This window comes from Streptomyces sp. Wb2n-11 (assembly GCF_001049855.1).
Classification (GTDB): domain Bacteria; phylum Actinomycetota; class Actinomycetes; order Streptomycetales; family Streptomycetaceae; genus Streptomyces; species Streptomyces altiplanensis.
The window spans coordinates 4,242,412-4,266,987 of record NZ_CVPB01000001.1 but is presented as its reverse complement, the minus strand read 5'-3'; the positions used below and the strand labels follow the sequence as shown (position 1 = coordinate 4,266,987).

Here is a 24,576-nt window from a genome sequence, read left to right as displayed (position 1 = left end):
CCGACTCCGTGAAGGATGGACGCAGACGTGACCGACAGTGCTGGCACGCCCTCCGAACCGGACAGCCCGGCCGGGGGCGAGGCCGAGGACCGGGTCACGGAAGGTGCGGCCGGGGGCGCGGACGGGGAGACCGGGGCCGGCGCCGACGGCAGGCGGCGCTGGCTCCATTGGGCCGCTCTCGGTGTCTCCTTCCTCCTCCTCGTCGCGGCCGGCGCCGGCTGGTGGATCTACCGGAAGCTCGACGACAACATCACCACGGACACCGGCGCCGCCGCCGAGCTGGAGACGTACGAGAAGGAACGCCCCGCGTCCATCGCGCTGGGCGCCCAGAACATCCTGCTCATCGGGTCCGACACCCGCTCCGGCAAGGACAACCGCAAGTACGGTCCGGACGAGGGCACCCAGCGCTCCGACACGACGATCCTGCTGCACCTCGCCGCGGACCGCGGGAGCGCGACAGCCGTCTCGCTGCCGCGTGACCTGATGGTGCACATCCCCAGCTGCCGCAAGCCCGACGGCACCCGCACGAAGAAGCGGTTCGCGCAGTTCAACTCGGCGTTCGAGCTCGGTGGTACGGCGTGCACGATCCGTACGGTCGAGCGGCTCACCGGCATCCGCGTGGACCACCACATGGTGATCGACTTCGCGGGGTTCAAGGGGATGGTCGACGCGGTGGACGGTGTCGAGATCTGCGTCAAGGAACCGATCGACGACGACGACGCCCTCCTCCGGCTGGACAAGGGCCTCCAGAAGCTCGACGGCGAGCAGGCCCTCGGCTACGTACGGGCCCGCAAAACCGTCGGCGACGGCAGCGACACCGAACGCATGGACCGCCAGCAGAAGTTCCTGGGCGCGCTGGTGAACAAGGTGCAGAGCAACGGCGTACTGCTCAATCCGACCAGGCTCTACCCGGTGCTGGACGCGGCGACGAAGTCCCTCACCACCGATCCCGGGCTCGACTCGCTCAGGGATCTGTACGACCTGGTGCGCGGCATGCGGGACATTCCGACCGAGCGGGTGCAGTTCCTGACCGTGCCGCGCCGGCCGTACACGTACGACCCCAATCGTGACGAGCTCGTCGAGCCGGACGCCGGCCGTCTGTTCAAGCGGCTGCGTGAGGACGCGCCCGTCTCGGTCGTGCCGGCGGGCGCGGAGGAGGGGGACCAGGAAGACGGAGCCCCCGCCGGGAAGAACGCCGGGAAGCCGGACGGCCCGGATTCGCCCGGACCGACTCCGGCACCCACTTTCACCGGGAGCAATGCCGCCGTCGGCACGTGCGAGTAAAACCATACCCAAGGCATGACCGGCAACAGAACAGATTGGGCGTATTGCCCAGTTGTAAGGGGCGTGGAATTTGTCACGGACGTCGCTGCGCGCTGAACTGGGCAGATAGTGTGACGCGATCCGGTGCTTCCGGCCCTGAGGTCGCACTGCTGGAATGAACGACCGGGTGCCTGGGGGAGGCGCCTCGTGTCGCACCCGACGGAGGACTCAAGCAACCGTGGATGCGCAAAACCGTGGGCGGGCGGAAGAAATCGATCCCGCTGACCAGTGGGTGCTCAACCCGGAGACCGGTCATTACGAATTGCGACTGGAGCAATCCGCTGGGCAATCGCCCGCGGCGCCCCGGGCCCGGAAAGCCCCGTCGAGAGCACAGGCCCGTGAACGGACCGCCGCGCCCCGGCGCGAGGTCCCGGCGCAGCGCAGCCGGCGGGCCGCGAACGGCTCGCGCGGTGCGAACGGCTCGCGCGGTGCGGGAGGTTCACGCGACTCCGGCGGCGAAGGGGCCGCCCCGCAGGCCGGCCGCCGCAAGCGCAAGGCGAAGAAGCCCGGCAAGAAGAAGGCGCTGCTGTGGACCGGCGGCGTCATGGGCTTCGTGCTCGTCGGCGTCTCGGTCGGCGCCTACCTCGTGTACGACCGCCTCAACGGGAACATCAACTCGGTCGACGTGGGTGACGCGGCCAACGGCGGCAGCCTGAAGGACGGGCCGATCAACATTCTGATCATCGGCACGGACATCCGGACCGGCGAGGGCAACGAAGACTACGGAGACCGGCAGAACACCACCGGCCACGCCGACACGACGTTCCTCTTCCACGTCTCCGAGGACCGCACCAACGCGACCGCGCTGAGCATTCCCCGGGACCTCAAGACGGACATTCCCGACTGCCTCACCAAACAGCCGGATGGCACGGACAAGGTCATTCCGGGCAAGAAGTACACGAAGTTCAACGAGAGCTTCGGAGTGAGCGGCCGGGATCCGGGGTGCACCATGCGCACGGTCTCGGCGATCACCGGGCTCCCGATCCACCACTTCATGATGGCCGACTTCAACGCGGTCAAGACACTGACCACGGCGATCGGCGGCGTGGACGTCTGCCTGTCGAAGCCCATCAAGGACGACAACTACTCCAAGCTCGACCTGCCGGCCGGAAACCACAGCATCGAGGGCGAGGAGGCTCTCGCCTTCGTCCGGAACCGGCACGGCCTCGGCAACGAGAGCGATCTCGACCGGATCAAGATGCAGCAGCAGTTCATCGCCTCGATGATCCGCAAGATGAAGGAAGACACCCTCGGCAGCCCGAAGAGGATGCTCGACCTCGCGGACGCGGCGACCAAGGCGCTCACCGTGAACAAGGAGATCGCCGGCATTCCCGAACTGACCGGTCTCGCCCAGGAACTCGGCAAGATCAACCTCAAGAACATCACCTTCATGACGATCCCCGTGATCGACAATCCCGCCGAGACGGTCAAGGCGACCGTCGTCGTGGACCCCGTCAAAGCGCCGGAGGTCTTCAGCGCACTGCAGAACGACGTCTCCTTCACCGAGGTGAAGAAGAAGGAGAAGGCCGCCAAGAGCAAGCAGGCGGCCCTGCTCAAGGGCGCGCGGGCCCAGGCGTCCGAGGTGCGGGTCGACGTCTACAACGGCAGCGACACCCCCGGGGCCGCGCAGAGGACCCTCAACTGGCTGCAGGTCCAGAAGGGCGTGCTCAAGTCCACGAACAAGAGCAACGCCCCGGAGAAGATCGCCAAGACCACTCTTGAGTACGCGCCGAACCAGGCCGACCAGGCGCGCAAGCTCGCGGACCTGATGGGCCTGCCCGCCGGGGCGCTCAAGAAGGACACCGAGGACGCCGGGGAGATGCAGGCGATGGTCCTGACCCTGGGTGCCGACTTCAAGGGGGAAGGGGTACCCATCGCCGGCCCGGTGAAGCCGCCCGAGAACGTCGACAAGGTCGAAGCAGACAAGAAGATCTGCGCCAAGTGAAACCGGGTCACCGGATGATGCGGCGCGCCTGAACAGCAGGGGCCAGGGGTGGGACAGAACAGCGTGCGCGGGGCGGGGACACGGCGAGATGCCCGGGACACCGGTGACCGGAGTGAGGACGACAGCCCGTACGAGGACGGGCCGGAGGGGGCCGGGGACAGAGGCGGTGCACCGCCGGATCCGGTGAGCACGGCCGCCGCCGGCACGGGGCCGCCCCGGCGGCGCGGCAGCGGCAAGCGGCGGACACTGCGCTGGATCGCCTCCGTGCTGTCCCTGCTGATACTCGGCACGGCCGGCGCCGGATACCTCTACTACCGTCACCTCAACAACAACCTGAAGCGGGAAAAACTGAATCTCGGCGACCAGCCGATGGCTGAGCACAAGGCCAACGCCGCAGGCCAGACCCCGCTCAACATTCTGCTCATCGGCTCGGACGCGCGTAACTCCGACGAGAACAAGCGTCTCGGCGGTGCCAGGAGCACCTTCGACAGCACGCCGCTCGCCGACGTGCAGATGCTGGTGCACGTCTCCGCCGACCGCAGCAACATCTCGGTGATCAGCATGCCGCGCGACACACTGCTGAAGATGCCCCGGTGCACGGACCCGGAAACCGGCGAGGTCTACCCGGAGACGACGAGGCCGAGGATGACCAACGAGAGCCTCGGACGCGGCGGTCCGGGGTGCACGGTCGCCACCTGGCACATGCTGACCGGCATCACCATCGACCACTTCATGATGATCGACTTCTCCGGTGTGGTCTCCATGGCGGACGCCATCGGCGGCGTTCCCGTCTGCGTCAGCGACAACGTCCGCTCCCGCAACAGCAAGGGGGAGGGCTCGGGCCTGGAGCTGAAGAAGGGGACGACCTACATCAAGGGCGAGAAGGCCCTCCAGTGGCTGCGCACCCGTTACGGCTTCGAGGACGGCACCGACCTCGCCCGCGCCCACGGCCAGCACATGTACATGAACTCGATGGTCCGCGAGCTCAAGAGGACCGAGCTCAGCGAGCCGAACAAGCTGCGCAAGCTCGCCGAGGCCGCCACCCGGGCGCTCGTCGTCGACGAAGAGCTGGACACCGTCAAGAAGCTGTACGACCTGGGCGAGGAGCTCAAGAAGGTCCCGACGGCCCGGATCACCATGACCACCATGCCGTCGGTGCCGGAGGGCAGCAGGGTCCTTCCCAAGCCGGACGAGGCCGAGCTGCTCTTCAAGATGGTCCGCGAGGACACCCCGCTGGACGGCAGGGACTCGGAGAAGCAGAAGCCGAAGGTCTCCGAGGACCCGGCCGCGCCCGACGCGGAGATCGGCGTGATGGTGCGGAACGGCACCTACACGGCCGCTCTCGGAGCGGCGGCGGGGCGCGCCACCGAAGTCGTCGACGTCCTGACGGAGAAGGGGTTCACGCAGGCGGAGGCCGACGCCCAGCGCACCCCGCAGGAGCGGACGACGGTGTACTTCCCGAGCGTCGACCTGGAGGGCGACGCCCAGGCGGTCGCCAAGTCGCTTGGGCTGCCGGTGAGTTCGGCAAAGAGGTCCACCGAGGTCTCGGGGGTCACGCTCGTCGTGGGCGCGGACTGGCGTACCGGCAGTACGTACCCCGAGTCCGCGGCGGAGGACGACGGCAAGGACAAGGAAGAGACCCTCAAGTCCGCCCGCGCGCTGAGCGGCGACGACACCGGCGCCTGCATGAAGGTACAGCCCGGCTTCGTCTGGTCCGACTGACCCGGCCGGGCTCCGGGGTCCGGCGGCCGGCGCCACGGCCCACCGCACGTACGCACGCACGGGTCGCCCGAACGGCGCCGGCGGTTCCACCTCCAGGGGCTGCCGGCCCCACCGGACCAACCCTCCGTGAAGAAGCACGGGTTCGGCCGCCGGCTCGCCGTCGTGCCCGGCCTCGGCTTCGTGGTGCCCTTCGCCACCGCGGCTCCGGCGGCCGCTGCCTGTGCCCGCTACGGCAGCCCGGCCGGCTCGGTCGGCCAACCGGCCGGCAGCGGTCCGCCGGTCGCCGAGACCCCCGTCCACCGGGTCGGCACGCCGGACGCGGTACCGCGGGCCGGCCCCCGGACGGTTCCGCTGCGAGTGACACGCGAGTGATGCGCGGCTGATCCGGGCAGGCACCCGGCCTGCCCGGGACCGGCCGAGTGCCGCCGGCCCGCGGTCGGCGGCACTTCCGACGTCGTCGTCAGGCCGTCGTGGCCGTGACCGCGGGGCGGCGGCTCGCGATGACCTTCTTCGCGAGCGAGCGCGGGCTCGTCAGGAAGCCGTAGCCCCACGACATGTGCATGGTCGCCAGGGCGACGGGGATCTGTACCCGGGCCTTCAGCGACAGGCCCTTGCCGGCCGGGACCGAGCCCGCCACGATCGCGGCCAGGTAACCGGCCGGGACGACGAAGCCCCACGGCGTGAGGGCGGCGCCGACGACGGTGCCCGCGGCGATCGCGCAGACGGCGGCCGGCGGCGCGAGGTAGCGCAGGTTGATCGAACCGGCGTGGTAGCGGGCGACGACGTGGCGCCAGCGCCCGTAGTCCTTGTACTGCTTGGCGAGGGCCTTGACGGAGGGGCGGGGGCGGTACTGGACCCTCAGCTCGGGCGAGAACCAGATCAGGCCGCCCGCCTCGCGGATGCGGAAGTTCAGCTCCCAGTCCTGGGCGCGGATGAACTCCTCGTTGTAACCGCCCTGTTGTTCGAGGGCCTCGCGCCGGAAGACGCCCAGGTACACGGTCTCGGCGGGCGCGGCCTCGCCGCCCGTGTGGAACGCCGCGTTGCCGACGCCGATCTTCGAGGTCATCGCGGCCGCGACCGCGTCCTCCCAGGCGTTCTCGCCCTCGGCGTGCATGATGCCGCCGACGTTCTGCGCGCCGGTCTCCTCCAGGAGGCGGACGGCGGTCGCGATGTAGTTCGGCGAGAGCATGCCGTGGCCGTCGACCCGTACGACGACGGGGTGCCGGGATGCCTTGATGGCGGCGTTCAGCGCCGCGGGGGTACGGCCGGTGGGGTTCGGGACGGTGCGCACGCGGGGGTCCTCGCGCACCAGCTCGGCGGCGATCTCCTCGGTGCGGTCCGAGGACGGGCCGATCGCGATCACCACCTCCATCTCGCCGTCGTACTCCTGCTCCAGGATGTGGCGGACCGAGTTGCGCAGGTGCCGCTCCTCATTGAGGACCGGCATGATCACGGAGACTGCGGGTGTGGCGTTCATATCAGGGGTCACGTTACCGCGAACGGGGGACGCGGACGCGCGGCGGCCACGTCACTGCCCGGGACGTAGATCGTATGGGCTTACGTTACTCACTTCTCCCCTCTCCCCCTCGCCTTCGCGGAGGTGTCCCACGTGCCCACGTCGCCCCCTCCACAGCCCCGTCCGCGGCAGGGCCGCGACCGGAGGCAGGAGCGTCCGCGGTGGCCGACGCGCCTGGTCACCGCGATCTGGGTCCTGGTGCTGTGCGCCGGCGGCATCGGTCACGCCGTGGTGACCCGCATGGAGACCGGCATCGAGCGGGTCGATCCGTTCAAGGACATGAAGAACCGTCCCGCGGGGGGCCACGGCAGGAACATCCTGCTCGTCGGCACCGACGGCCGCGACAGGATCACGTCCGGGGAGAAGCGGAAGTACCGGCTGGGCGGCGCGCCCTGCCACTGCACCGACACGATCATGATCGTGCACCTCTCCGCGGACAGGAAGCGCGCGAGCATCGTGAGCCTGCCGCGCGACAGCTACGCGGAGGTGCCCGGGCACACCGACCGGTCCACGGGCGAGCACCACGAGGCCCACCCCGTGAAGATCAACGCGGCGTACGCGGAGGGCGGCCCGCACCTGACGGTGCGGACCGTGGAGCACATGACGAAGGTGAAGATCGACCACTACCTGGAGCTCGACTTCACCAGCTTCATGAAGACGGTGGACGTGCTCGGCGGGGTGGAGATCTGCACGGCCCGCCCGCTCAGGGACCGCTACACCGGCCTCGACCTGCCCGCCGGCACCCACCGGCTGAACGGCGGCCAGGCGCTCCAGTACGTCCGCTCCCGGCACATCGACGGGGCGTCCGACTTCGGCCGCATGCAGCGTCAGCAGCGCTTCCTCGCCGCTCTGATCGCCAGGGCCACCGAGAGCCGCGTCCTGCTGAACCCGGTGAAGTTCCGGGAGGTGACGTCCGCGCTGCTCTCCTCCGTCCGCGCGGACAAGGGTTTCGGTACGGAGGAGATGCTCGCCCTGGGGCAGGCGATGCGGGGCTTCACGCCCGCGTCGTCGGAGTTCACGTCCGTACCGGTCGCGGGCATCAACCCGCCCGTCAGGGGCATCGGCTCGACGGTGAGGTGGGACGAGGCGAAGGCGAAGAAGCTCTTCCAGGCGCTGCGCGACGACAAGCCGCTCGCTTCACGCCTCCCGGAGAGGGCGGGAGCGTCGCTCGTCGACGTACCGCCGCGGCGGATCGCCGTGCAGGTCTACAACGGGACGTCGGTCCGGGGTCTGGGCAGGCGCGTGGACGACGCGCTGCGCTCCGCCGGGTTCAGGACCACCCGCACGCCCGGCGACGCCGAGCTGGACGACGTACGGCGCACGATCGTCATGTACGACCCGCGCTGGGACCGCTCGGCGAAGTCGCTCCAGGCCGCGCTGCCCGGGTGCGAACTGCGGGCGGTGGACGGGCAGGGCGGACTGCTGAAGGTGATGGCGGGCACGGACTTCAAGAAGGTGCGGCCGGTACGGGCGAACGATCCGTACCAGGGCAAGCCGGCCGCGGTCACCGGCGACCAGGTGCTCTGTCCGTGACCGGCCGCGCCGGTCCTCCGTGCCGGTCCTCCGCGTCAGCCCTCGGCGTCCAGGCCCTCGGCGGCGCGCCTGTCCCGCAGCTCCTTGATCGCGCGGCGCCGCGCGAGGCGGTGCGTGCGCCGGATCTGGGCCTCCTGGTAACGGCGCCGGTCGCGCTCCGTCTCGGGGACGACCGGCGGCACGCGGCGGGGCTTGCCGTCCGCGTCGACGGCGGCGAACACGAGGTAGGCGCTGCCGACCTGCGTGGCCGGGGTCGACTCGTTCCAGCGCTCGGCCATGACCCGTACGCCGACCTCCATCGAGGACCGGCCCGTCCAGTTGACCTGGGCTTTCACATGGACCAGGTCCCCTACGCGCACCGGCTCCAGGAAGACCATCTCGTCCATGGACGCGGTAACGGCAGGCCCGCCGGAGTGCCGGCCGGCGACAGCTCCCGCCGCGTCGTCCACCAGCTTCATGATCACGCCGCCGTGCACCGTACCGAGGAGGTTGGTGTCACTGCCGGTCATGATGTGGCTGAGCGTGGTGCGGGACGCGGAGGTGGGCTTGCCCGGAATATCGCCCGGCTGAAGTGTTCCGGTCGGAATGTGGGCCTGATCTGTCATGCCCTCCACCTTATGCGGGGGCTTGCACGGGGGCGCATTGCATCAGGACTGCAACAGCCCCGACCCGATTTCCCACCCGCCCTGTAAGCGGCCCACCCCTTGCCTGCACACTGTTCCGCATGAGCGACTGGCCCGACGGATGGACCAACGACCGCGGCGACCGGCACGGACGCGGCAGCGGCAGCGCGCAGCCCGAGGGCGCGCGCGTGATGCGGCATGTGCAGCGCGGCCAGGTCCCGCCGCAGTCCGCCGCCCCCGTGCCCCCCGCACCTCCGGCCCACGGTCCGGTGCCGGCGCAGCCGCAGGGGTACGACGACGGTTACGGCCGGGGCGGCTACGGCCAGGGCCACGGCGACGACGGCTACAACACCGGCCAGGTCTACGGCGGCGGACGCGTGTCTTCCGGTGGCCGGGGCCCCCGACCGCCGCGCGGCGGCCCGGCGCCCGACTGGGGGCGCCGGATCAAGCTCGGGTCGCTGACGCTGGTCGTCGTGCTCCTCGCCGTCTCCATCGGTACGTACTTCTGGGCGGACTCCAAGCTCAAGCGCGAGGTCGACCTGGCGAAGGTCATCGACCGGCCCGAGGAGGGCGACGGCACCAATTACCTGATCGTGGGCTCGGACAGCCGCGAGGGCATGAGCGCCGACGACAAGAAGAAGCTGCACACCGGGTCGGCCGAGGGCAAGCGGACCGACTCGATGATGATCCTGCACGACGGCTCCAACGGCCCGACGCTCATCTCCCTGCCGCGCGACTCCGACGTGGAGATCCCGTCCTTCGTGGGCTCGGAGTCCGGCAAGAAGTTCCCGGCCCAGGGCCGGCGCGTGAAGCTGAACGCGGCGTACGCCGAGGACGGCCCCGAACTGCTGGTCCGTACCGTCGAGCACAACACCGGCCTGCGCATCGACCACTACGTCGAGATCGGCTTCGCCGGTTTCGCCAACATCGTGGACGCGATCGGCGGGGTGGAGATGGACATCCCGAAGGCGTTCAAGGACAAGAAGTCGGGCGCCGACTTCCAGGCCGGCAAGCAGACCCTGGACGGCGAGCAGTCGCTGGCCTTCGTCCGTACGCGGTACGCCTTCGCGGGCAGCGACCTGGACCGTACGAAGAACCAGCAGAAGTTCCTGGCGGCGCTGGCGAGCCAGACGGCGACGCCCGGCACGGTCCTCAACCCGTTCAAGCTCTACCCGACGATGGGCGCCGGCCTGGACACGCTGATCGTCGACAAGGACATGAGCCTGTGGTCCCTGGGCCAGATGTTCTTCGCGATGAAGGGCGTCACGGGCGGCGACGGCACGTCGATGAACATGCCGATCTCGGGCAGCAACGGCGGCAACCTGGTCTGGGACAAGGCCAAGGTCGCGCAGCTCGTGGAGCAGCTGAAGAACGACGAGAAGGTCACCGTCGCCGGCGACTGACCGGTCGTGCGGAAGGGGCCCGGACGGATCACCGTCCGGGCCCCTTCGCCGTGCGTGACGTTCGCCGCGCGTTACGGCAGGTTGCGGGCCATGACGATCCGCTGGACCTGGTTCGTGCCCTCGTAGATCTGGGTGATCTTGGCGTCGCGCATCATGCGCTCGACCGGGTAGTCGCGGGTGTAGCCGTAGCCGCCGAGGAGCTGGACGGCGTCCGTGGCGGCCTCCATGGCGACGTCGGAGGCGAAGCACTTCGCCGCCGCGCCGAGGTAGGTGAGGTCGGCGTCGCCGCGCTCGGAGGCGGCGGCGGCCTGATAGGTGAGGGCCCGGGCGGCGGAGATCTTCATCGCCATGTCGGCGAGCATGAACTGCACGCCCTGGAAGTCGCCGATCGGCTTGCCGAACTGCTTGCGCTCCTGGACGTAGCCCTTGGCGTAGTCGAGCGCGCCCTGGGCGATACCGAGGGCCTGGGCCGCGATCGTGATGCGGGTGTGGTCCAGGGTCTTCATCGCCGTGGCGAAGCCGGTGCCCTCCTCGCCGATCATGCGGTCGGCTGGGACGCGGACGTTGTCGAGGTAGACCTCGCGGGTCGGCGAGCCCTTGATGCCGAGCTTCCTCTCCGGGGCGCCGAAGGAGACGCCCTCGTCGGACTTCTCGACGACGAAGGCGCTGATGCCCTTGGAGCGCTTCGTCGGGTCGGTGACGGCCATGACGGTGTAGTACTCGCTGACGCCGGCGTTGGTGATCCACCGCTTCACGCCGTTGAGGACCCAGTAGTCGCCGTCGCGGACCGCCTTGGTCTTCATGCCCGCCGCGTCGGAACCCGCGTCCGGCTCGGAGAGGCAGTACGAGAACATGCCCTCGCCCCTGGCGAGCGGCGCCATGTACTTCTTCTTCAGCTCTTCGCTGCCGGACAGGATGACCGGGAGCGAGCCGAGCTTGTTGACCGCCGGGATCAGGGAGGAGGAGGCGCAGACGCGCGCGACCTCCTCGATGACGATGACGGTGGCCAGCGCGTCGGCGCCCGCGCCGCCGTAGGCCTCCGGGACGTGGATGGCCTGGAGGTCGTTGGCGACCAGGGCGTCCAGCGCCTCCTGCGGGAAGCGGGCCTCCTCGTCGACCGCCGCGGCGTACGGCGCGATCTTCGCCTCGGCGAGCGAGCGGACCGCGTCACGGAGCATGTCGTGCTCTTCGGACGGGCGGTACAGGTCGAAATCAGGCGAGCCTGCCAAGGTCTCTCACTCCCCAAGAATGCTAACTACCGTTAAGTAACCCAATTTTAGTGGGCGCCCCGCCCCCAGGGATACGTGAGTTTGCCGACAGAGGCCCGACACGGGGAAAACGTCCCCGCCGGCGGGCGCGACTATGCTCGGGCGGCGAATGTCTGCCCGTACTTTCCTGGAGCACTACATGGCCCTCAAGATCACCGTGATCGGCACCGGCTACCTCGGCGCCACCCACGCCGCGGCCATGGCTGAGCTGGGCTTCGAAGTCCTCGGCCTCGATGTCGTGCCCGAGAAGATCGAGATGCTGGCGGCCGGCCGGGTCCCCATGTACGAACCCGGACTCGAAGAGCTGCTGCGCAAGCACGTCGCGGGGATCGAGGGGTCGACCGGGCGGCTGCGCTTCACGACGTCGTGGGAGGAGGTCGGCGCGTTCGGCGACGTGCACTTCGTGTGCGTGAACACGCCGCAGAAGCGCGGCGAGTACGCGTGCGACATGAGCTACGTCGACTCCGCCTTCGCCTCGCTCGCGCCGCAGCTGACCCGGCCCGCCCTCGTCGTCGGCAAGTCCACGGTCCCGGTCGGCAGCGCCGCCCGGCTCGCGGCGCTGCTCGCCGAGCGGTCGCCCGTGGGGGCGGACGCGGAGCTCGCGTGGAACCCGGAGTTCCTGCGCGAGGGCTTCGCCGTGCAGGACACGCTGCACCCGGACCGGATCGTGGTGGGTGTGGAGAGCGAGCGCGCGGAGAAGCTGCTGCGCGAGGTGTACGGCGGGCCGATCGAGGAGGGGTCGCCGTTCGTGGTGACGGACTTCCCGACGGCCGAGCTGGTGAAGACGTCCGCGAACTCGTTCCTGGCGACGAAGATCTCGTTCATCAACGCCATGGCGGAGGTGTGCGAGGCCGCCGACGGCGATGTGGTGAAGCTGGCCGAGGCGATCGGGTACGACGAGCGGATCGGGAAGAAGTTCCTGCGGGCCGGGATCGGCTTCGGCGGCGGCTGCCTGCCGAAGGACATCCGGGCGTTCATGGCGCGCGCCGGTGAGCTGGGCGCCGACCAGGCCCTGACCTTCCTGCGCGAGGTCGACTCGATCAACATGCGGCGCCGTGGCCACATGGTCGAGCTGGCGCGCGAGGCGGTGGGCGGCAACGGCGGCTTCCTGGGGAAGCGGGTCGCGGTGCTGGGCGCGACGTTCAAGCCGGACTCGGACGACGTACGGGACTCGCCGGCGCTCAATGTCGCCGGGCAGATCCACCTCCAGGGCGGCCAGGTCACGGTCTACGACCCGAAGGGCATGGAGAACGCGCAGCGCCTCTTCCCGACCCTCGGGTACGCCCCGACCGCGCTCGAAGCGGTGCGCGGCGCGGATGTGGTGCTGCACCTGACGGAGTGGCGCGAGTTCCGGGAGCTGGACCCGGTGGAGCTGGGCGGGGCGGCTTCGGTACGGCTGATCCTGGACGGGCGCAACGCGCTGGATCCGGAGCTGTGGCGCGGGGCGGGCTGGACGTACCGGGCCATGGGGCGGCCGAAGGCGTAGCGGCGGCCGGTGTTCCGACGAGGGCGTCCTCCCGCGCGGGGAGGGCGCCCTCCCACGTTTTCGCGCGGCCGGCGCGGTACTCGCGCATCTTGGCCCGGCTGCCGCAGACCGCCATCGAGCACCAGCGGCTCGGGCCCGCCGGACTGCGGTCGTAGTACGCCCACCGGCAGCACTCGGCCCCGCACGCCTTGAGGCGCGGCCAGGTCCCCCCGGCGGTCGCCGTCGCGATGGCCGCGGCGATGCGCGAGGCCAGGGCGCCGGGTCCGCCGGACAGACCACGGTGGCAGGAGGGGACGCGCCGGGGCGCTTCCCGCAGGGCGCCGGACACCATCACCCCGAAGCAGAACCCGGTGCCCGAACGTTCGGCACCCGAGGAGACGCCCCGGCACGGCACCGACCCCAACGCCCCCGCGTCGCCCCGGCCTACCCGTCCAGCTCGCTCAGCGTCGCGTTCGACGGGGGAAGGTGGCGGAGCCCCGCGGCCACCGACTCCGCGTCGCGCAGGGCCCGCACCGCGTTGTGCCACGTCAGCTTCGCCAGATCGGCGTCCGACCACCCGCGCCGCAGCAGCTCCGCGACCAGGTTCGGGTAGCCGGCCACGTCCTCCAGGCCGGCCGGGGTGAAGGCCGTCCCGTCGTAGTCGCCGCCGATGCCGATGTGGTCCACGCCCGCGACCTCGCGCATGTGGTCCAGGTGGTCGGCCACCGTGGCCACCGTCGCGACCGGTCGCGGGTTCGCCTCCTCGAAGGCCCGGTGGACCTTCATCGCGTCCGCCGTCGTGTCCAGGTGGTGCAGCCCGTGCGCCCGCATGTTCTCGTCGGCCCGCCGCGTCCACTCCACCGCCTCCGGCAGCACGAACTTCGGCACGAACGTCGCCATGGCCACGCCCCCGTTCGCCGGGAGCAGTCCCAGTACGTCGTCCGGAATGTTGCGCGGGTGGTCGCACACCGCCCGCGCCGACGAGTGCGAGAAGATCACCGGAGCCACCGAGGTGGCCAGCGCCGCCCGCATCGTCGTGGCCGCCACATGGGACAGGTCCACCAGCATGCCGACGCGGTTCATCTCGCGGACCACCTCGTGGCCGAACGGCGAGAGCCCGCCGACCCCCGGCTCGTCCGTGGCCGAGTCCGCCCACGCGATGTTGTCGTTGTGCGTCAGGGTCATGTACCGGACGCCCAGCGTGTACAGCGCCCGCAGCGTGGCCAGGGAGTTATTGATCGAGTGCCCGCCCTCGGCGCCCATCAGGGAGGCGATCCGCCCCTCGGCCCGCGCCGCCTCCATGTCCTCCGCCGTCGTCGCCCGCACCAGGTGCTCCGGGTAGCGGGCCAACAGCTGCGCGACGGCGTCGATCTGCTCCAGCGTCGCGCTGACCGCCGCGTCCCCCGCCAGGTCGGAGCGTACGTACACGGACCAGAACTGCGCGCCCACGCCCCCGCCCGCAGGCGGGGGATGTCGGTGTGGAGGCAGGCCGACTGGTCGGCGGCGATGTCGCGCCGGTCCAGGTCGTACCGGACCTGCTCGCGCAGCGCCCACGGCAGGTCGTTGTGACCGTCGACCACCGGGTGCGCGGCGAGCAGCTCGCGCGCCCGGTCGGTCAGCCGGCCGTGCTCCACGGGCGTCACTTGCCGAAGCCGAACGAGTCCGCGCCCAGCGCCTTCGCGCGCAGCCGCTTGCCCTTCTCCGTCGCCTGGTCGTTGAGCTCCTGCTGGAACTCCCGCATGCGGACGAGGAGTTCGGGGTCGTGCGCCGCGAGCATGCGCGTCGCCAGCAGCCCCGCGTTGCGCGCCCCCGCCACCGACACCGTGGCCACCGGCACACCGGCCGGCATCTGCACGATGGACAGGAGCGAGTCCATCCCGTCGAGGTACTTGAGCGGGACCGGCACGCCGATGACCGGCAGCGGCGTGACCGAGGCCAGCATGCCCGGCAGGTGCGCCGCGCCGCCCGCGCCCGCGATGATCACCTTGAGGCCGCGGCCGTCCGCCTCCTCGCCGTACGCGATCATCTCGCGCGGCATCCGGTGCGCCGAGACGACGTCGACCTCGTACGGGATCGAGAACTCGTCCAGGGCCTTGGCCGCCGCCTCCATGACGGGCCAGTCGGAGTCCGACCCCATCACGATGCCGACTACGGGAGCGGAAGCAGCAGGAGTCGTCATTCGGTGATCGTTCCTCGCAGGTAGCCGGCGGCGTGACGGGCGCGCTCCAGCGCGTCGTCGAGGTCGTCGCCGTAGGTGTTGACGTGGCCGACCTTGCGGCCGGGCTTCACGTCCTTTCCGTACATGTGGATCTTGAGCTGCGGGTCGCGCGCCATGCAGTGCAGGTACGCCTGGTACATGTCCGGGTAGTCGCCGCCGAGGACGTTCGCCATGACCGTCCACTTCGCGCGCGGGCGCGGATCGCCGAGCGGCAGGTCCAGGACGGCCCTGACGTGGTTCGCGAACTGCGACGTCATCGCGCCGTCCTGCGTCCAGTGGCCCGAGTTGTGCGGGCGCATCGCCAGCTCGTTGACGAGGATGCGGCCGTCCGTCGTCTCGAAGAGCTCGACGGCGAGGTGGCCGACGACGCCGAGTTCCTTCGCGATGCGCAGCGCCAGGGTCTGCGCCTGCCCGCCGAGCTCCTCGGAGAGGCCGGGCGCCGGGGCGATCACGGTGTCGCAGACGCCGTCTACCTGCCGCGACTCGACGACCGGGTAGGCGACGGCCTGGCCGTGCGGGGAGCGGACGATGTTCGCCGCCAGTTCCCGTACGAAGTCGACCTTCTCCTCGGCGAGGACGGGGACGCCGGCCCTGAAGGGCTCCTCGGCGTCCTCCTCCCCACGTACGAACCAGACGCCCTTGCCGTCGTATCCGCCGCGGACGGTCTTCAGGATCACCGGGAAGCCGCCGGTCTCGGCGGCGAACGCCGCCGCGTCCGCCGGGTCGCTCACGATGCGGTGGCGCGGGCAGGGCGCTCCGATCTCCATGAGCTTCGCTCGCATCACGCCCTTGTCCTGGGCGTGCACCAGTGCGTCGGGACCCGGCCGGACGGGGATGCCGTCCGCCTCCAGGGCCCGCAGGTGCTCGGTCGGGACGTGCTCGTGATCGAAGGTGATCACGTCGCAGCCGCGCGCGAAGTCACGCAGCGTGTCCAGATCGCGGTAGTCGCCGACGACGACGTCGCTGACGACCTGGGCCGCCGAGTCCTGGGGTGTGTCACTGAGGAGCTTGAATCTGATGCCGAGGGGGATACCGGCCTCGTGGGTCATACGGGCGAGCTGACCGCCACCGACCATGCCGACTACGGGGAACGTCACTCCTCCAGGGTATCCGCAGGCCCGTGGCCCCCTGTCCGCGCGCCCGCCGGCGCACCCCTCACCCGCCGTCACGGGTCCGTCACGTCTTCGACGGCGTCCGCGAACATCCTGGAGGGCCGCTGGTTAGCATGGCTGGGTCGACGGCACCGACCGGCTGTCGACCACGGGGCGACACCAACCGAAACGGGGCTGAGCGATCACCATGAGTGGACGGGACGGCGGCCCTTTGCGAAGGCGCCTGGAGCGGTTCGGGCGCGAATTCGCGAAGTTCGGTGCGATCGGCGGTCTGGGGCTCCTCGTCGACCTCGGCGTCTTCAACCTCCTGCGCCACCTCACGGACGTTCCCGTCGTGCGGGCGAGCATCGCCGCCACGGTGGTGGCGATCGGTTTCAACTACCTGGGCTTCCGCTACTTCACGTACCGCGAGCGCGACAAGAACCGCAGGACCAGGGAGCTCACGCTCTTCCTGCTGTTCAGCGTGGCCGGCCTGGTGATCCAGAGCGGGGTGCTGTACACCGCTACGTACGGCTTCGGCTGGGACACCCCGCTCCAGAGCAACGCCTTCAAGTTCCTCGGCATCGGCATCGCGACCGTCTTCCGCTTCTGGTCGTACCGCACCTGGGTCTTCCGGAAGCTGCCCGAGCGCGACGCCGTGGAGAGCGGCGACATAGAGCCCGGCTCCGTGGAGACCGGCGCAGTGAAGGCCGCGGAGTCGGATCCGCTCCTGGACGCCCGCGCCCCGCGGGTCCCCGCCGACCGCGTCGTCTGACCGCCGACCGCGTCACCTGACCGTCGGCTCCGGCTCCTGTCTGGGGCGCGTCACCCTGCTCAGGAAGAGCGCGAACACCGGCGGCTGCTGCTGGAGCATCTCCAGACGGCCGCCGTCCGCCTCCGCCAGGTCACGTGCGACGGCCAGGCCGATTCCCGTCGAGTTGCGGCCGCTGATGGACCGCTCGAAGATCCGCGCGCCGAGGTCGGCGGGCACCCCGGAGCCCTCGTCGGTCACCTCGATGACGGCCTGGTTGCCGGTGACGCGGGTACGCAGGGCGACCGTACCGCCACCGTGCATCAGGGAGTTCTCGATCAGCGCGGCCAGCACCTGGGCGACCGCGCCCGGCGTGCCGACGGCCTGCATGCCGTGCTTGCCCGAGTGCACGATGGCCCGGCCCGCGCTGCGGTAGGCCGGGCGCCACTCCTCGATCTGCTGCTTGACGACCTCGTCGAGGTCGAAGACGACGGCGGAGCCCGTGCGCGGGTCGCGGGAATTGGTGAGCAGCCGCTGCACGACGTCGGTGAGCCGCTCGACCTGCGTCAGCGCGATCGTCGCCTCCTCCTTCACCGTGTCCAGGTCCTCGGTGAGGGTGATCTCCTCCAGCCGCATGGAGAGCGCGGTCAGCGGCGTGCGGAGCTGGTGGGAGGCGTCGGCGGCGAGCCTGCGCTCGGCGGTCAGCATCCGGGCGATCCGCTCGGCGCTGGAGTCGAGCACGTCGGCGACCCGGTCGAGCTCGGGCACGCCGTACCGCTTGTGGCGGGGGCGCGGATCGCCGGAGCCCAGGCGTTCGGCGGTCTCGGCGAGGTCGGTGAGCGGGGAGGCGAGCCGGTTGGCCTGGCGTACGGCGAGGAGGACCGCGGCGATCACGGCGAGCAGCGCCACCGCGCCGATGATCAGCAGCGTACGGCCGACCTCGTCGGTGACGGTGGAGCGGGACTCCTGGACGGTGACCTTCTCGCCGGTCCCGCTCCGCGCGACGCCCTCGATGACGCTGCCCTCGGGGCGCTCGCCGATCTCGATGGGGGCGCGGCCCGGGATGTCGATGCGGGCGTACCGCCGGGGGTCGATCTGCTCGCCCAGCACCCCCGGGTTGACGCTCTCCTCACCGAGGAGACGGCTCTCCACGACGCTGATCAGGCGCAGTGCCTCGGAGTCGACGCTCTCCTGGGCGCTGTTGCTGATGGTGCGGGTCTCCACGATGACCAGGGAGACGCCGAAGACTGCGATGACGACGAGCACCACGGCGAGCGTGGAGTTGATCAGGCGGCGGCGCATGGCTGTGTGTGTACGTCAGCTCTTCTCGAAGCGGAAGCCGACGCCCCGCACGGTGGCGATGTAGCGCGGGTTGGCGGCGTCGTCGCCGAGCTTCTTGCGCAGCCACGAGATGTGCATGTCGAGGGTCTTGGTCGACGACCACCAGGTGGTGTCCCAGACCTCACGCATCAGCTGGTCGCGGGTGACGACCCGGCCGGCGTCCCGGACGAGGACCCGCAGCAGGTCGAACTCCTTGGCGGTGAGCTGGAGTTCCTCCTCGCCCATCCAGGCGCGGTGCGACTCGACGTCGATCCGCACGCCGTGGGTGGCGGGCGCGGGGGCGTGGTCGCCGGCGCCGCGCCGCAGGAGGGCCCGTACGCGGGCGAGGAGCTCGGCGAGACGGAACGGCTTGGTGACGTAGTCGTCGGCGCCGGCGTCGAGGCCGACGACGGTGTCCACCTCGTCGGCGCGGGCGGTCAGCACCAGGATCGGGATGGTGTGGCCCCCGGCGCGCAGCCGGCGGGCGACCTCCAGGCCGTCCATGCCGGGCAGCCCCAGGTCGAGCACGACCAGGTCGACGCCGCCCTGGAGGCCGGCGTCGAGCGCGGACGGACCGTCCTCGCGCACCTCGACCTCGTAACCCTCCCGACGCAGGGCGCGGGCCAGTGGCTCCGAGATGGATGCGTCGTCCTCGGCGAGCAGTACACGGGTCATGGAGTGATGGTAGTCCGCGAGAGGTACGGGGTGCGGTCGATCACCGAGTGATCGTTCCGGCCTGCGGCCCTGGGATGCGATCCTGGGATGCGATCCTGGTATCGACCTTCGAATCAGTCCCCTTGGTTCCAAGGTCACCTGTGATCCATCTCTCAACCTCTTCCATATGGGGCACTGTCGTGACGTATGGTGGCGAAACTGCTTTATCACGACTCAGCGGCCTTTGGCCTGTCATACACGCCGAAGGTCTCTTTTTTTCTGTGCGGGGTTGGCGCTGCCGGCCCGACAGAGAACGACCTTTGGGCCGGGCCCCTCACGCGATGGCGCGCGGAGGGAGTTGATCCTGGCGCGGACTGCTCCGCGTCGGTGCCGGCCGCCCCCACCGGGCGCGTATCCGCTCACGAGGCGGACGCGTCCCGAGCAAGCAAGGATCACCATGGCGTCCAGCCTGACGAAGGACACCCCCGAGGCCGCCCCGGGCGGGAAGACCTTCCTCGGCCACCCCCTCGGCCTGCCCATCCTCTTCCTGACGGAGATGTGGGAGCGGTACAGCTTCTACGGGATGCGCGCGCTGCTCGTGCTCTACCTCTCGGCCACGGTGGCCGACGGCGGTCTGGGCTTCGACACGGCCACGGCCGTCGCGATCTACAGCGTGTACAACGCGATGGTCTACCTGCTCGCCCTTCCCGGCGGCTGGTTCGGCGACCGCCTCTGGGGCGCCCGCAAGACCGTGGCCGTGTCCGGCACGATCATCATGGTCGGGCACTTCCTCCTGGCCGTGCCGCTGGAGATCTCGTTCTTCGCCGGTCTGGTGCTCATCGCGGCCGGCTCGGGCCTGCTCAAGGCCAACATCTCCACGATGGTCGGCCACCTGTACCCGGACAAGAACGACCCGCGTCGTGACGGCGGCTTCACCATCTTCTACATGGGCATCAACCTCGGTGCCTTCATCGCGCCGCTGACCATCGGCTACGTCGGCCAGCAGGTCAACTGGCACTACGGCTTCGCCATGGCCGGCGTCGGCATGGCCCTGGGCCTCGTCTGCTTCCTCCTGGGCTCCCGCGCCCTGGCCAAGGAGAGCAACCTCGTCCCGGCCCCGCTCTCCGACGTCGAGCGGGCTGCCGTCATCAAGAAGGTGCTGATCTGGCTGGCCGTCGCGGCCGTCGCGTACGGCATCGTCGGCGGCAGCGGTTCGTTCACCATCGACTGGGTGCTGTGGCCGCTGACCATCCTGGGCCTGGTGCTGCCCGCGTACTACATCTTCCGCGTCAAGCGCGACCCCGAGCTCGACGCCGTCGAGAAGTCCCGCATGTCGGCGTACGTCTGGTTCTTCGTCGCCGCCGCCGTCTTCTGGGGCATCTACGACCAGACCGGTTCCACGCTGAGCCTGTTCGCCGAGAGGAACACCGCCACCGACCTGTTCGGCTTCGACTTCCCGGCCAGCTGGTTCCAGTCGCTCAACCCGCTGTACGTGATGGCTCTGGCCCCGGTCTTCGCCTGGGTCTGGGTGGCGCTCAACCGCCGCTCCAAGGAGCCGAGCACGCTGGCGAAGTTCGCCTTCGGCCTGGTGCTCGTCGGCCTCTCCTTCGGCGTGATGATGCTGGCGCAGACCGCGGCCGCGGGCGGCGCGATGGTCACCCCGCTGTGGCTGGCCGCCGTGTACCTCCTCCAGACGGTCGGCGAGCTGACCCTCTCTCCGGTCGGCCTGTCACTCACGACGAAGCTGGCCCCCGCGAAGTACGCGAGCCAGATGATGGGTGTCTGGTTCCTGGCCGTGACGGCCGGCGACTCGGTCATCGCGCTGCTCCAGCTGCTGGGCGCACCGACGGACACCGAGTTCTGGTTCGCCAGCCAGGGCGCGCTCGCCGTGCTCGCCGGCGTCGCGATCTTCATGTACCGCAAGAAGGTCCAGCCGCTCATGGGCGGCGTGCACTGACACGCTGAAGAAGGAAGGGCCGCCGCACCGACTCGGTGCGGCGGCCCTTCTCGTTCACGACGCGTGCGGGGCGTTGTCCGGCGGGACACCCCGCCGGGGCAAGAAGGCGGGACACCCCGCCTCCGGGCAAGAAGAAAGTGCACGCCGGGCCGGCGTGCACCAGAAGGACCGTGAACCGCCGGTACGGCGGGCTACGCAGGAGCGGCGAGTTCCGCCCAGACCGTCTTGCCGGGGGAGTCCTGGGTCCGCTCGACCCCCCAGTCGAGACACAGCCGCTGCACGATGAACATGCCGTGGCCGCCGGGCCGTCCCGCCCGGTGCGGCGTACGCGGGGCCGGCTGGCCCGTGCCGCGGTCGACGACTTCCAGGCGCAGCACCTTGCCGTCGCACGCGACGCGCAGCTCTTCCGGCCCCTCGGCGTGCAGGCAGGCGTTGGTGACCAGTTCGGAGACGACCAGCAGGACGTCCTCGGCGGCGGCCCGCCGGTCGGCCGACGAAGCGGGGAGCCAGCCCCAGTCGTACAGCGCCTGGCGGGTGAAGTCGCGAGCCAGCGGCACGATGCCGCTGGCACTGCTCAGCGCCAGGGAACGCGCCTGGTCGGTGGCGGACACGGCAGAGGCCGAGCTGTGGCTCACAGCCTCCGGGCCGAGATCGCCCGACCGGGGCTGCCGGGTGGTGCTCATCAGCGCTTCACCTCACCGATTCGCCAATTCATCAATTCATCACTGCAGGAACATGGGAGCTTTCGGAGCCCCGGGGTCGTCAGGGTCAGAAACCTCCTGCCCGGCCGAACGGTGAGAACACCCACTTTTTCGGGACGGACGTGTGACACGGGCAACCAACCGGTCGACAGGAGGCGCCGCAAGGGCCGGAATTCAGTCTTCCATTGCGGCTTCGAGCGACTCGTGGATCGTAAAGACGGCCTCGGCCCCGGTGATCTCGAAGACCCTGGCCACTACCGGCTGCATCCCGGCCAAGTGGACTCCTCCCCCGGCCGCTTCGGCCTTGAGGCGAGCACCGAGCAGCACGTTGAGCCCGGTGGAATCGCAGAAATCGAGCGACGAGCAGTCGATGACCAGGCGCGAACGCCCGGCTTCGACCGCGTTTTCCAGAGGCTCGCGGAGCAGCTCGGCGGTGTGGTGGTCCAGCTCACCCGCCGGCGTGACAATCTCGCTCCGGCCCTCGGTGCGAACTGCGACCCGGAGCCGACCCCGGTTCGCGCTGCCGACCGTCCCGCGCTCCATGCCCGTCTCGTCTCTCTTCGCAGTCGTGGCTGTCATTGACGTGCCAGAACCTTACGCCCTCTGTGCGCCGATCGGTACCCGAAGACCCGTGCAATACCTACAAATTCGGACATAAGGAACTTGCAACTGTCGGTCAAGAGCGGGTAGGGCTAGTAGGGACACAACCAACACGACCGGCTTTGGAGGCGCCGCACATCGCACGCAGACGTATCGGCATCGGCAGCCATATGCCGAGAACGATGGAGGACACCATGTCACCCCGGCTCGACGACCCGCGAACGCTTCCCCCACAGCAGAACGCGACGTCGACACCCCCACCCGAGCAGATCGAGACCGGACCCGAGGGCCTTGAAGGGCTCCCGGAGATCCCCCCCTACGACCAGGTGGGGCCGCTGGACGCCAGGGCGCTGTCGAAGACGCTCTTCGGGCGCCTGGAAACCCTCGAAGAGGGAACGCACGAGTACGCGTACGTCCGCAACACACTCGTCGAACTCAACCTGGCCCTGGTCAAGTTCGCCGCTTCCCGGTTCCGCTCCCGCAGCGAACCGATGGAGGACATCATCCAGGTCGGCACCATCGGCCTGATCAAGGCGATCGACCGCTTCGAACTCAGCAGAGGCGTCGAGTTCCCGACCTTCGCGATGCCGACGATCGTCGGCGAGGTCAAGCGGTTCTTCCGTGACACGTCCTGGTCGGTCCGCGTGCCGCGGCGCCTCCAGGAACTGCGGCTGGACCTCGCCAAGGCCGGTGACGAGCTCGCTCAGCAGCTCGACCGCTCTCCCACGGTGAGTGAACTCGCCGAGCGCCTCGGCCTCACCAACGAAGAGGTCGTCGAGGGCATGGCCGCGAGCAACGCGTACACCGCGAGCTCGCTGGACGCCCAGCCCGAGGAGGACGACTCCGAGGGCGCGCTGGCCGACCGCATCGGTTACGAGGACCACGGGCTCGAAGGCATCGAGTACATCGAATCCCTGAAGCCGCTGATCGCCGGGCTCCCCTCGCGGGACCGGAAGATCCTCTCGCTGCGCTTCGTCGCCAACATGACGCAGTCCGAGATCGGCGACGAGCTCGGCATTTCGCAGATGCACGTGTCACGCCTGCTGTCGCGCACGCTGACCAAGCTGCGCAAGGGCCTGACGCTGGAGGAGTGACGCCTCGGCGTACACGGGAACGAACACGTGAGTGAGCGCACGTGAAGGAGTGAGGGCCTGCCCCAGGCGCTATCCGGGGCAGGCCCTCACTCCTTCTTCTTCGTTCTGACGCCTACCCGGCGTGCCCGGTCGTACGCCTGCCCCTGTGCCAGACCTCGGAGACGAGCGGCACTCCGGGGCGGTAGGCGAGGTGGACGTGGGACGGGGCGTCCAGCAGGGCGAGGTCCGCGCGGGCGCCGGGGGTGACGCGGCCGACGTCCGTGCGGCGCAGGGCCGCCGCGCCGCCCGCCGTGGCCGACCAGAGGGCCTCGTCCGGGGTCATGCCCATGTCCCGTACTGCCAGGGCGATGCAGAACGGCATCGAGCTGGTGAAGGACGAGCCCGGGTTGCAGTCCGTGGACAGCGCGACGGTCGCGCCCGCGTCGATGAGCCGGCGGGCGTCGGGCCAGGCGGCCCGGGTGGAGAACTCGGCGCCGGGCAGCAGCGTGGCGACCGTACGGCTGTTCGCGAGGGCGTCCACGTCGGCGTCGGTGAGGTGCGTGCAGTGGTCGGCGCTCGCCGCGTCGAGTTCGGCGGCGAGTTGGACGCCGGGGCCGTAACTGAGCTGGTTGGCGTGGATGCGGGGGTGCAGGCCCTTCGCCCTGCCGGCGGTGAGGACGGCACGGGCCTGGTCGCCGTCGAAGGCCCCCTTCTCGCAGAAGACGTCGATCCAGCGGGCGTGGGGGGCGCACGCGTCGAGCATGTCGCCGGTGACGAGTTCCACGTACGCCGCCGGGTCGTCGGCGTAGTCCGGGGAGACGATGTGAGCGCCGAGGTAGGTGACCTCGTCGGTGTGGGCGGACGCGATGCGCAGGGCGCGGGCCTCGTCGTGGGTCGTCAGGCCGTAACCGGACTTGGTCTCGAAGGTGGTCGTGCCCTGGCGCAGCGCCTCACGGAGGTAGTGGGTGAGGTTCGCTTCGAGCGCCTCGTCGGACGCGGCACGGGTGGCGGCGACGGTGGTGCGGATGCCGCCGGCGGAGTAGGCGCGGCCCGACATGCGGGCGTTGAACTCCTCGGTGCGGTCGCCGGCGAAGACGAGGTGGGAGTGCGAGTCGACGAAACCGGGGATCGCGGCGCGGCCCCGCGCGTCGTAGGAGGTGTCGGCGGCGGGTGCGGCGGCGGCTTCGCCCACCCAGGCGACGCGCTCGCCCTCCATGACGACCGCGGCGTTCCGGATCAGGCCGAGGGGGCCCGTGCCGGCGCCTTGGGCGGGGTCGTTGGTGACGAGGCTGCCGATGTTGGTGACGAGGGTGGTGCTCACGAGGTCCTCTCGGGGGTGCGGGGGCGGGGCGGCGTGTCCGGGGGCCGGGGCCGGCCGCTGCCCGGGGCTTCCCCCCTGCCCGCCCCCTGTCG

At 70.2% G+C, this 24,576-nt stretch carries 20 protein-coding genes and 2 pseudogenes; 10 read left to right on the top strand and 12 right to left on the bottom strand.

Annotated features, from left to right (window positions below):
• The first annotated feature begins 27 nt into the window (after positions 1-27).
• From BN1555_RS19435 to BN1555_RS19420, 4 genes are all read left to right on the top strand, one after another.
• On the top strand, positions 28-1,284 hold the full coding sequence (locus BN1555_RS19435; protein WP_255306096.1) for an LCP family protein: 1,257 nt from the start codon (positions 28-30) through the stop codon (positions 1,282-1,284).
• 217 nt (positions 1,285-1,501) lie between these two features.
• A complete protein-coding gene (locus BN1555_RS19430; protein WP_093800569.1) occupies positions 1,502-3,268 on the top strand; it encodes an LCP family protein in 1,767 nt (588 codons plus the stop codon).
• Between the two features lie 183 nt (positions 3,269-3,451).
• Positions 3,452-4,990, top strand: coding sequence for an LCP family protein (locus tag BN1555_RS19425; protein WP_255306095.1), 1,539 nt, complete (start codon positions 3,452-3,454; stop codon positions 4,988-4,990).
• A gap of 126 nt (positions 4,991-5,116) precedes the next feature.
• The gene (locus BN1555_RS19420; protein WP_093800567.1) at positions 5,117-5,362 is read left to right on the top strand and encodes a hypothetical protein; all 246 of its coding nucleotides are present in this window, start codon (positions 5,117-5,119) and stop codon (positions 5,360-5,362) included.
• A gap of 88 nt (positions 5,363-5,450) precedes the next feature.
• On the opposite strand, the gene BN1555_RS19415 is transcribed toward BN1555_RS19420, so the two are convergent.
• Positions 5,451-6,467, bottom strand: coding sequence for a glycosyltransferase family 2 protein (locus tag BN1555_RS19415; protein ID WP_093800566.1), 1,017 nt, complete (start codon positions 6,465-6,467; stop codon positions 5,451-5,453).
• Positions 6,468-6,599: 132 nt separating this feature from the next.
• On the opposite strand from BN1555_RS19415, the gene BN1555_RS19410 reads away from it, so the two are divergent.
• Positions 6,600-8,039 (top strand): LCP family protein, encoded by a 1,440-nt coding sequence (locus BN1555_RS19410; protein WP_255306094.1) that lies wholly within the window; start codon positions 6,600-6,602, stop codon positions 8,037-8,039.
• Between the two features lie 35 nt (positions 8,040-8,074).
• Here the strand turns inward: BN1555_RS19410 and BN1555_RS19405 are convergent, their stop codons facing one another.
• Positions 8,075-8,644: an acyl-CoA thioesterase gene (locus tag BN1555_RS19405; RefSeq protein ID WP_093800565.1), complete on the bottom strand. Its 570-nt coding sequence runs from the start codon at positions 8,642-8,644 to the stop codon at positions 8,075-8,077.
• Positions 8,645-8,763: 119 nt separating this feature from the next.
• On the opposite strand from BN1555_RS19405, the gene BN1555_RS19400 reads away from it, so the two are divergent.
• Positions 8,764-10,065 (top strand): LCP family protein, encoded by a 1,302-nt coding sequence (locus BN1555_RS19400; protein WP_093800564.1) that lies wholly within the window; start codon positions 8,764-8,766, stop codon positions 10,063-10,065.
• 71 nt (positions 10,066-10,136) lie between these two features.
• Here BN1555_RS19400 and BN1555_RS19395 read toward each other — a convergent pair whose 3' ends face one another.
• Positions 10,137-11,294, bottom strand: a complete 1,158-nt coding sequence (locus tag BN1555_RS19395; protein WP_093800563.1) for an acyl-CoA dehydrogenase family protein — start codon at positions 11,292-11,294, stop codon at positions 10,137-10,139.
• A gap of 178 nt (positions 11,295-11,472) precedes the next feature.
• On the opposite strand from BN1555_RS19395, the gene BN1555_RS19390 reads away from it, so the two are divergent.
• On the top strand, positions 11,473-12,819 hold the full coding sequence (locus BN1555_RS19390) for a UDP-glucose dehydrogenase family protein (protein WP_093800562.1): 1,347 nt from the start codon (positions 11,473-11,475) through the stop codon (positions 12,817-12,819).
• A gap of 64 nt (positions 12,820-12,883) precedes the next feature.
• On the opposite strand, the pseudogene BN1555_RS19385 reads toward BN1555_RS19390, so the two are convergent.
• From BN1555_RS19385 to BN1555_RS19370, 4 genes and pseudogenes are all read right to left on the bottom strand, one after another.
• Positions 12,884-13,072: pseudogene (locus BN1555_RS19385) on the bottom strand (CGNR zinc finger domain-containing protein); the annotation flags it as partial.
• A gap of 170 nt (positions 13,073-13,242) precedes the next feature.
• Positions 13,243-14,417, bottom strand: a pseudogene (locus BN1555_RS19380) (dipeptidase).
• A 20-nt stretch (positions 14,418-14,437) separates the two neighbouring features.
• The gene (gene purE / locus BN1555_RS19375) at positions 14,438-14,977 is read right to left on the bottom strand and encodes a 5-(carboxyamino)imidazole ribonucleotide mutase (protein WP_093800561.1); all 540 of its coding nucleotides are present in this window, start codon (positions 14,975-14,977) and stop codon (positions 14,438-14,440) included.
• A complete protein-coding gene (locus BN1555_RS19370) occupies positions 14,974-16,113 on the bottom strand; it encodes a 5-(carboxyamino)imidazole ribonucleotide synthase (protein ID WP_093800560.1) in 1,140 nt (379 codons plus the stop codon). Before BN1555_RS19370 ends, purE begins: the two co-directional genes overlap by 4 nt.
• A gap of 202 nt (positions 16,114-16,315) precedes the next feature.
• Between BN1555_RS19370 and BN1555_RS19365 the strand changes: the two genes are divergently transcribed.
• On the top strand, positions 16,316-16,882 hold the full coding sequence (locus BN1555_RS19365; protein ID WP_093800559.1) for a GtrA family protein: 567 nt from the start codon (positions 16,316-16,318) through the stop codon (positions 16,880-16,882).
• A gap of 12 nt (positions 16,883-16,894) precedes the next feature.
• Here BN1555_RS19365 and BN1555_RS19360 read toward each other — a convergent pair whose 3' ends face one another.
• Both BN1555_RS19360 and BN1555_RS19355 read right to left on the bottom strand, forming a co-directional pair.
• Complete coding sequence (locus BN1555_RS19360) at positions 16,895-18,160, bottom strand: ATP-binding protein (RefSeq protein ID WP_093800558.1); 1,266 nt, start codon at positions 18,158-18,160, stop codon at positions 16,895-16,897.
• Positions 18,161-18,175: 15 nt separating this feature from the next.
• Positions 18,176-18,853, bottom strand: a complete 678-nt coding sequence (locus BN1555_RS19355) for a response regulator transcription factor (protein WP_093800557.1) — start codon at positions 18,851-18,853, stop codon at positions 18,176-18,178.
• A 436-nt stretch (positions 18,854-19,289) separates the two neighbouring features.
• Here BN1555_RS19355 and BN1555_RS19350 point away from each other — a divergent pair, with 436 nt between their 5' ends.
• A complete protein-coding gene (locus BN1555_RS19350; RefSeq protein WP_093800556.1) occupies positions 19,290-20,789 on the top strand; it encodes a peptide MFS transporter in 1,500 nt (499 codons plus the stop codon).
• Between the two features lie 191 nt (positions 20,790-20,980).
• On the opposite strand, the gene BN1555_RS19345 is transcribed toward BN1555_RS19350, so the two are convergent.
• Together BN1555_RS19345 and BN1555_RS19340 are read right to left on the bottom strand one after the other, a co-directional pair.
• On the bottom strand, positions 20,981-21,472 hold the full coding sequence (locus tag BN1555_RS19345; RefSeq protein WP_093800555.1) for an ATP-binding protein: 492 nt from the start codon (positions 21,470-21,472) through the stop codon (positions 20,981-20,983).
• 192 nt (positions 21,473-21,664) lie between these two features.
• Complete coding sequence (locus tag BN1555_RS19340) at positions 21,665-22,033, bottom strand: STAS domain-containing protein (RefSeq protein WP_093800554.1); 369 nt, start codon at positions 22,031-22,033, stop codon at positions 21,665-21,667.
• 251 nt (positions 22,034-22,284) lie between these two features.
• Here BN1555_RS19340 and BN1555_RS19335 point away from each other — a divergent pair, with 251 nt between their 5' ends.
• Entirely contained in the window at positions 22,285-23,184 is a 900-nt protein-coding gene (locus tag BN1555_RS19335) for an RNA polymerase sigma factor SigF (RefSeq protein WP_093803503.1), read from the top strand.
• A gap of 112 nt (positions 23,185-23,296) precedes the next feature.
• On the opposite strand, the gene hutI is transcribed toward BN1555_RS19335, so the two are convergent.
• Positions 23,297-24,484 (bottom strand): imidazolonepropionase, encoded by a 1,188-nt coding sequence (gene hutI / locus BN1555_RS19330; RefSeq protein ID WP_176710081.1) that lies wholly within the window; start codon positions 24,482-24,484, stop codon positions 23,297-23,299.
• Positions 24,485-24,576 lie beyond the last annotated feature (92 nt).

Coding starts and splice junctions, on each gene's coding strand:
- purE (WP_093800561.1), bottom strand. CDS start 14,977: ATGACGACTCCTGCTGCTTCCGCTCCCGTAGTCGGCATCGTGATGGGG.
- BN1555_RS19345 (WP_093800555.1), bottom strand. CDS start 21,472: ATGAGCACCACCCGGCAGCCCCGGTCGGGCGATCTCGGCCCGGAGGCT.
- BN1555_RS19335 (WP_093803503.1), top strand. CDS start 22,285: ATGTCACCCCGGCTCGACGACCCGCGAACGCTTCCCCCACAGCAGAAC.
- BN1555_RS19355 (WP_093800557.1), bottom strand. CDS start 18,853: ATGACCCGTGTACTGCTCGCCGAGGACGACGCATCCATCTCGGAGCCA.
- BN1555_RS19350 (WP_093800556.1), top strand. CDS start 19,290: ATGGCGTCCAGCCTGACGAAGGACACCCCCGAGGCCGCCCCGGGCGGG.
- BN1555_RS19405 (WP_093800565.1), bottom strand. CDS start 8,644: ATGACAGATCAGGCCCACATTCCGACCGGAACACTTCAGCCGGGCGAT.
- BN1555_RS19400 (WP_093800564.1), top strand. CDS start 8,764: ATGAGCGACTGGCCCGACGGATGGACCAACGACCGCGGCGACCGGCAC.
- BN1555_RS19365 (WP_093800559.1), top strand. CDS start 16,316: ATGAGTGGACGGGACGGCGGCCCTTTGCGAAGGCGCCTGGAGCGGTTC.
- BN1555_RS19340 (WP_093800554.1), bottom strand. CDS start 22,033: ATGGAGCGCGGGACGGTCGGCAGCGCGAACCGGGGTCGGCTCCGGGTC.
- BN1555_RS19415 (WP_093800566.1), bottom strand. CDS start 6,467: ATGAACGCCACACCCGCAGTCTCCGTGATCATGCCGGTCCTCAATGAG.
- BN1555_RS19390 (WP_093800562.1), top strand. CDS start 11,473: ATGGCCCTCAAGATCACCGTGATCGGCACCGGCTACCTCGGCGCCACC.
- BN1555_RS19360 (WP_093800558.1), bottom strand. CDS start 18,160: ATGCGCCGCCGCCTGATCAACTCCACGCTCGCCGTGGTGCTCGTCGTC.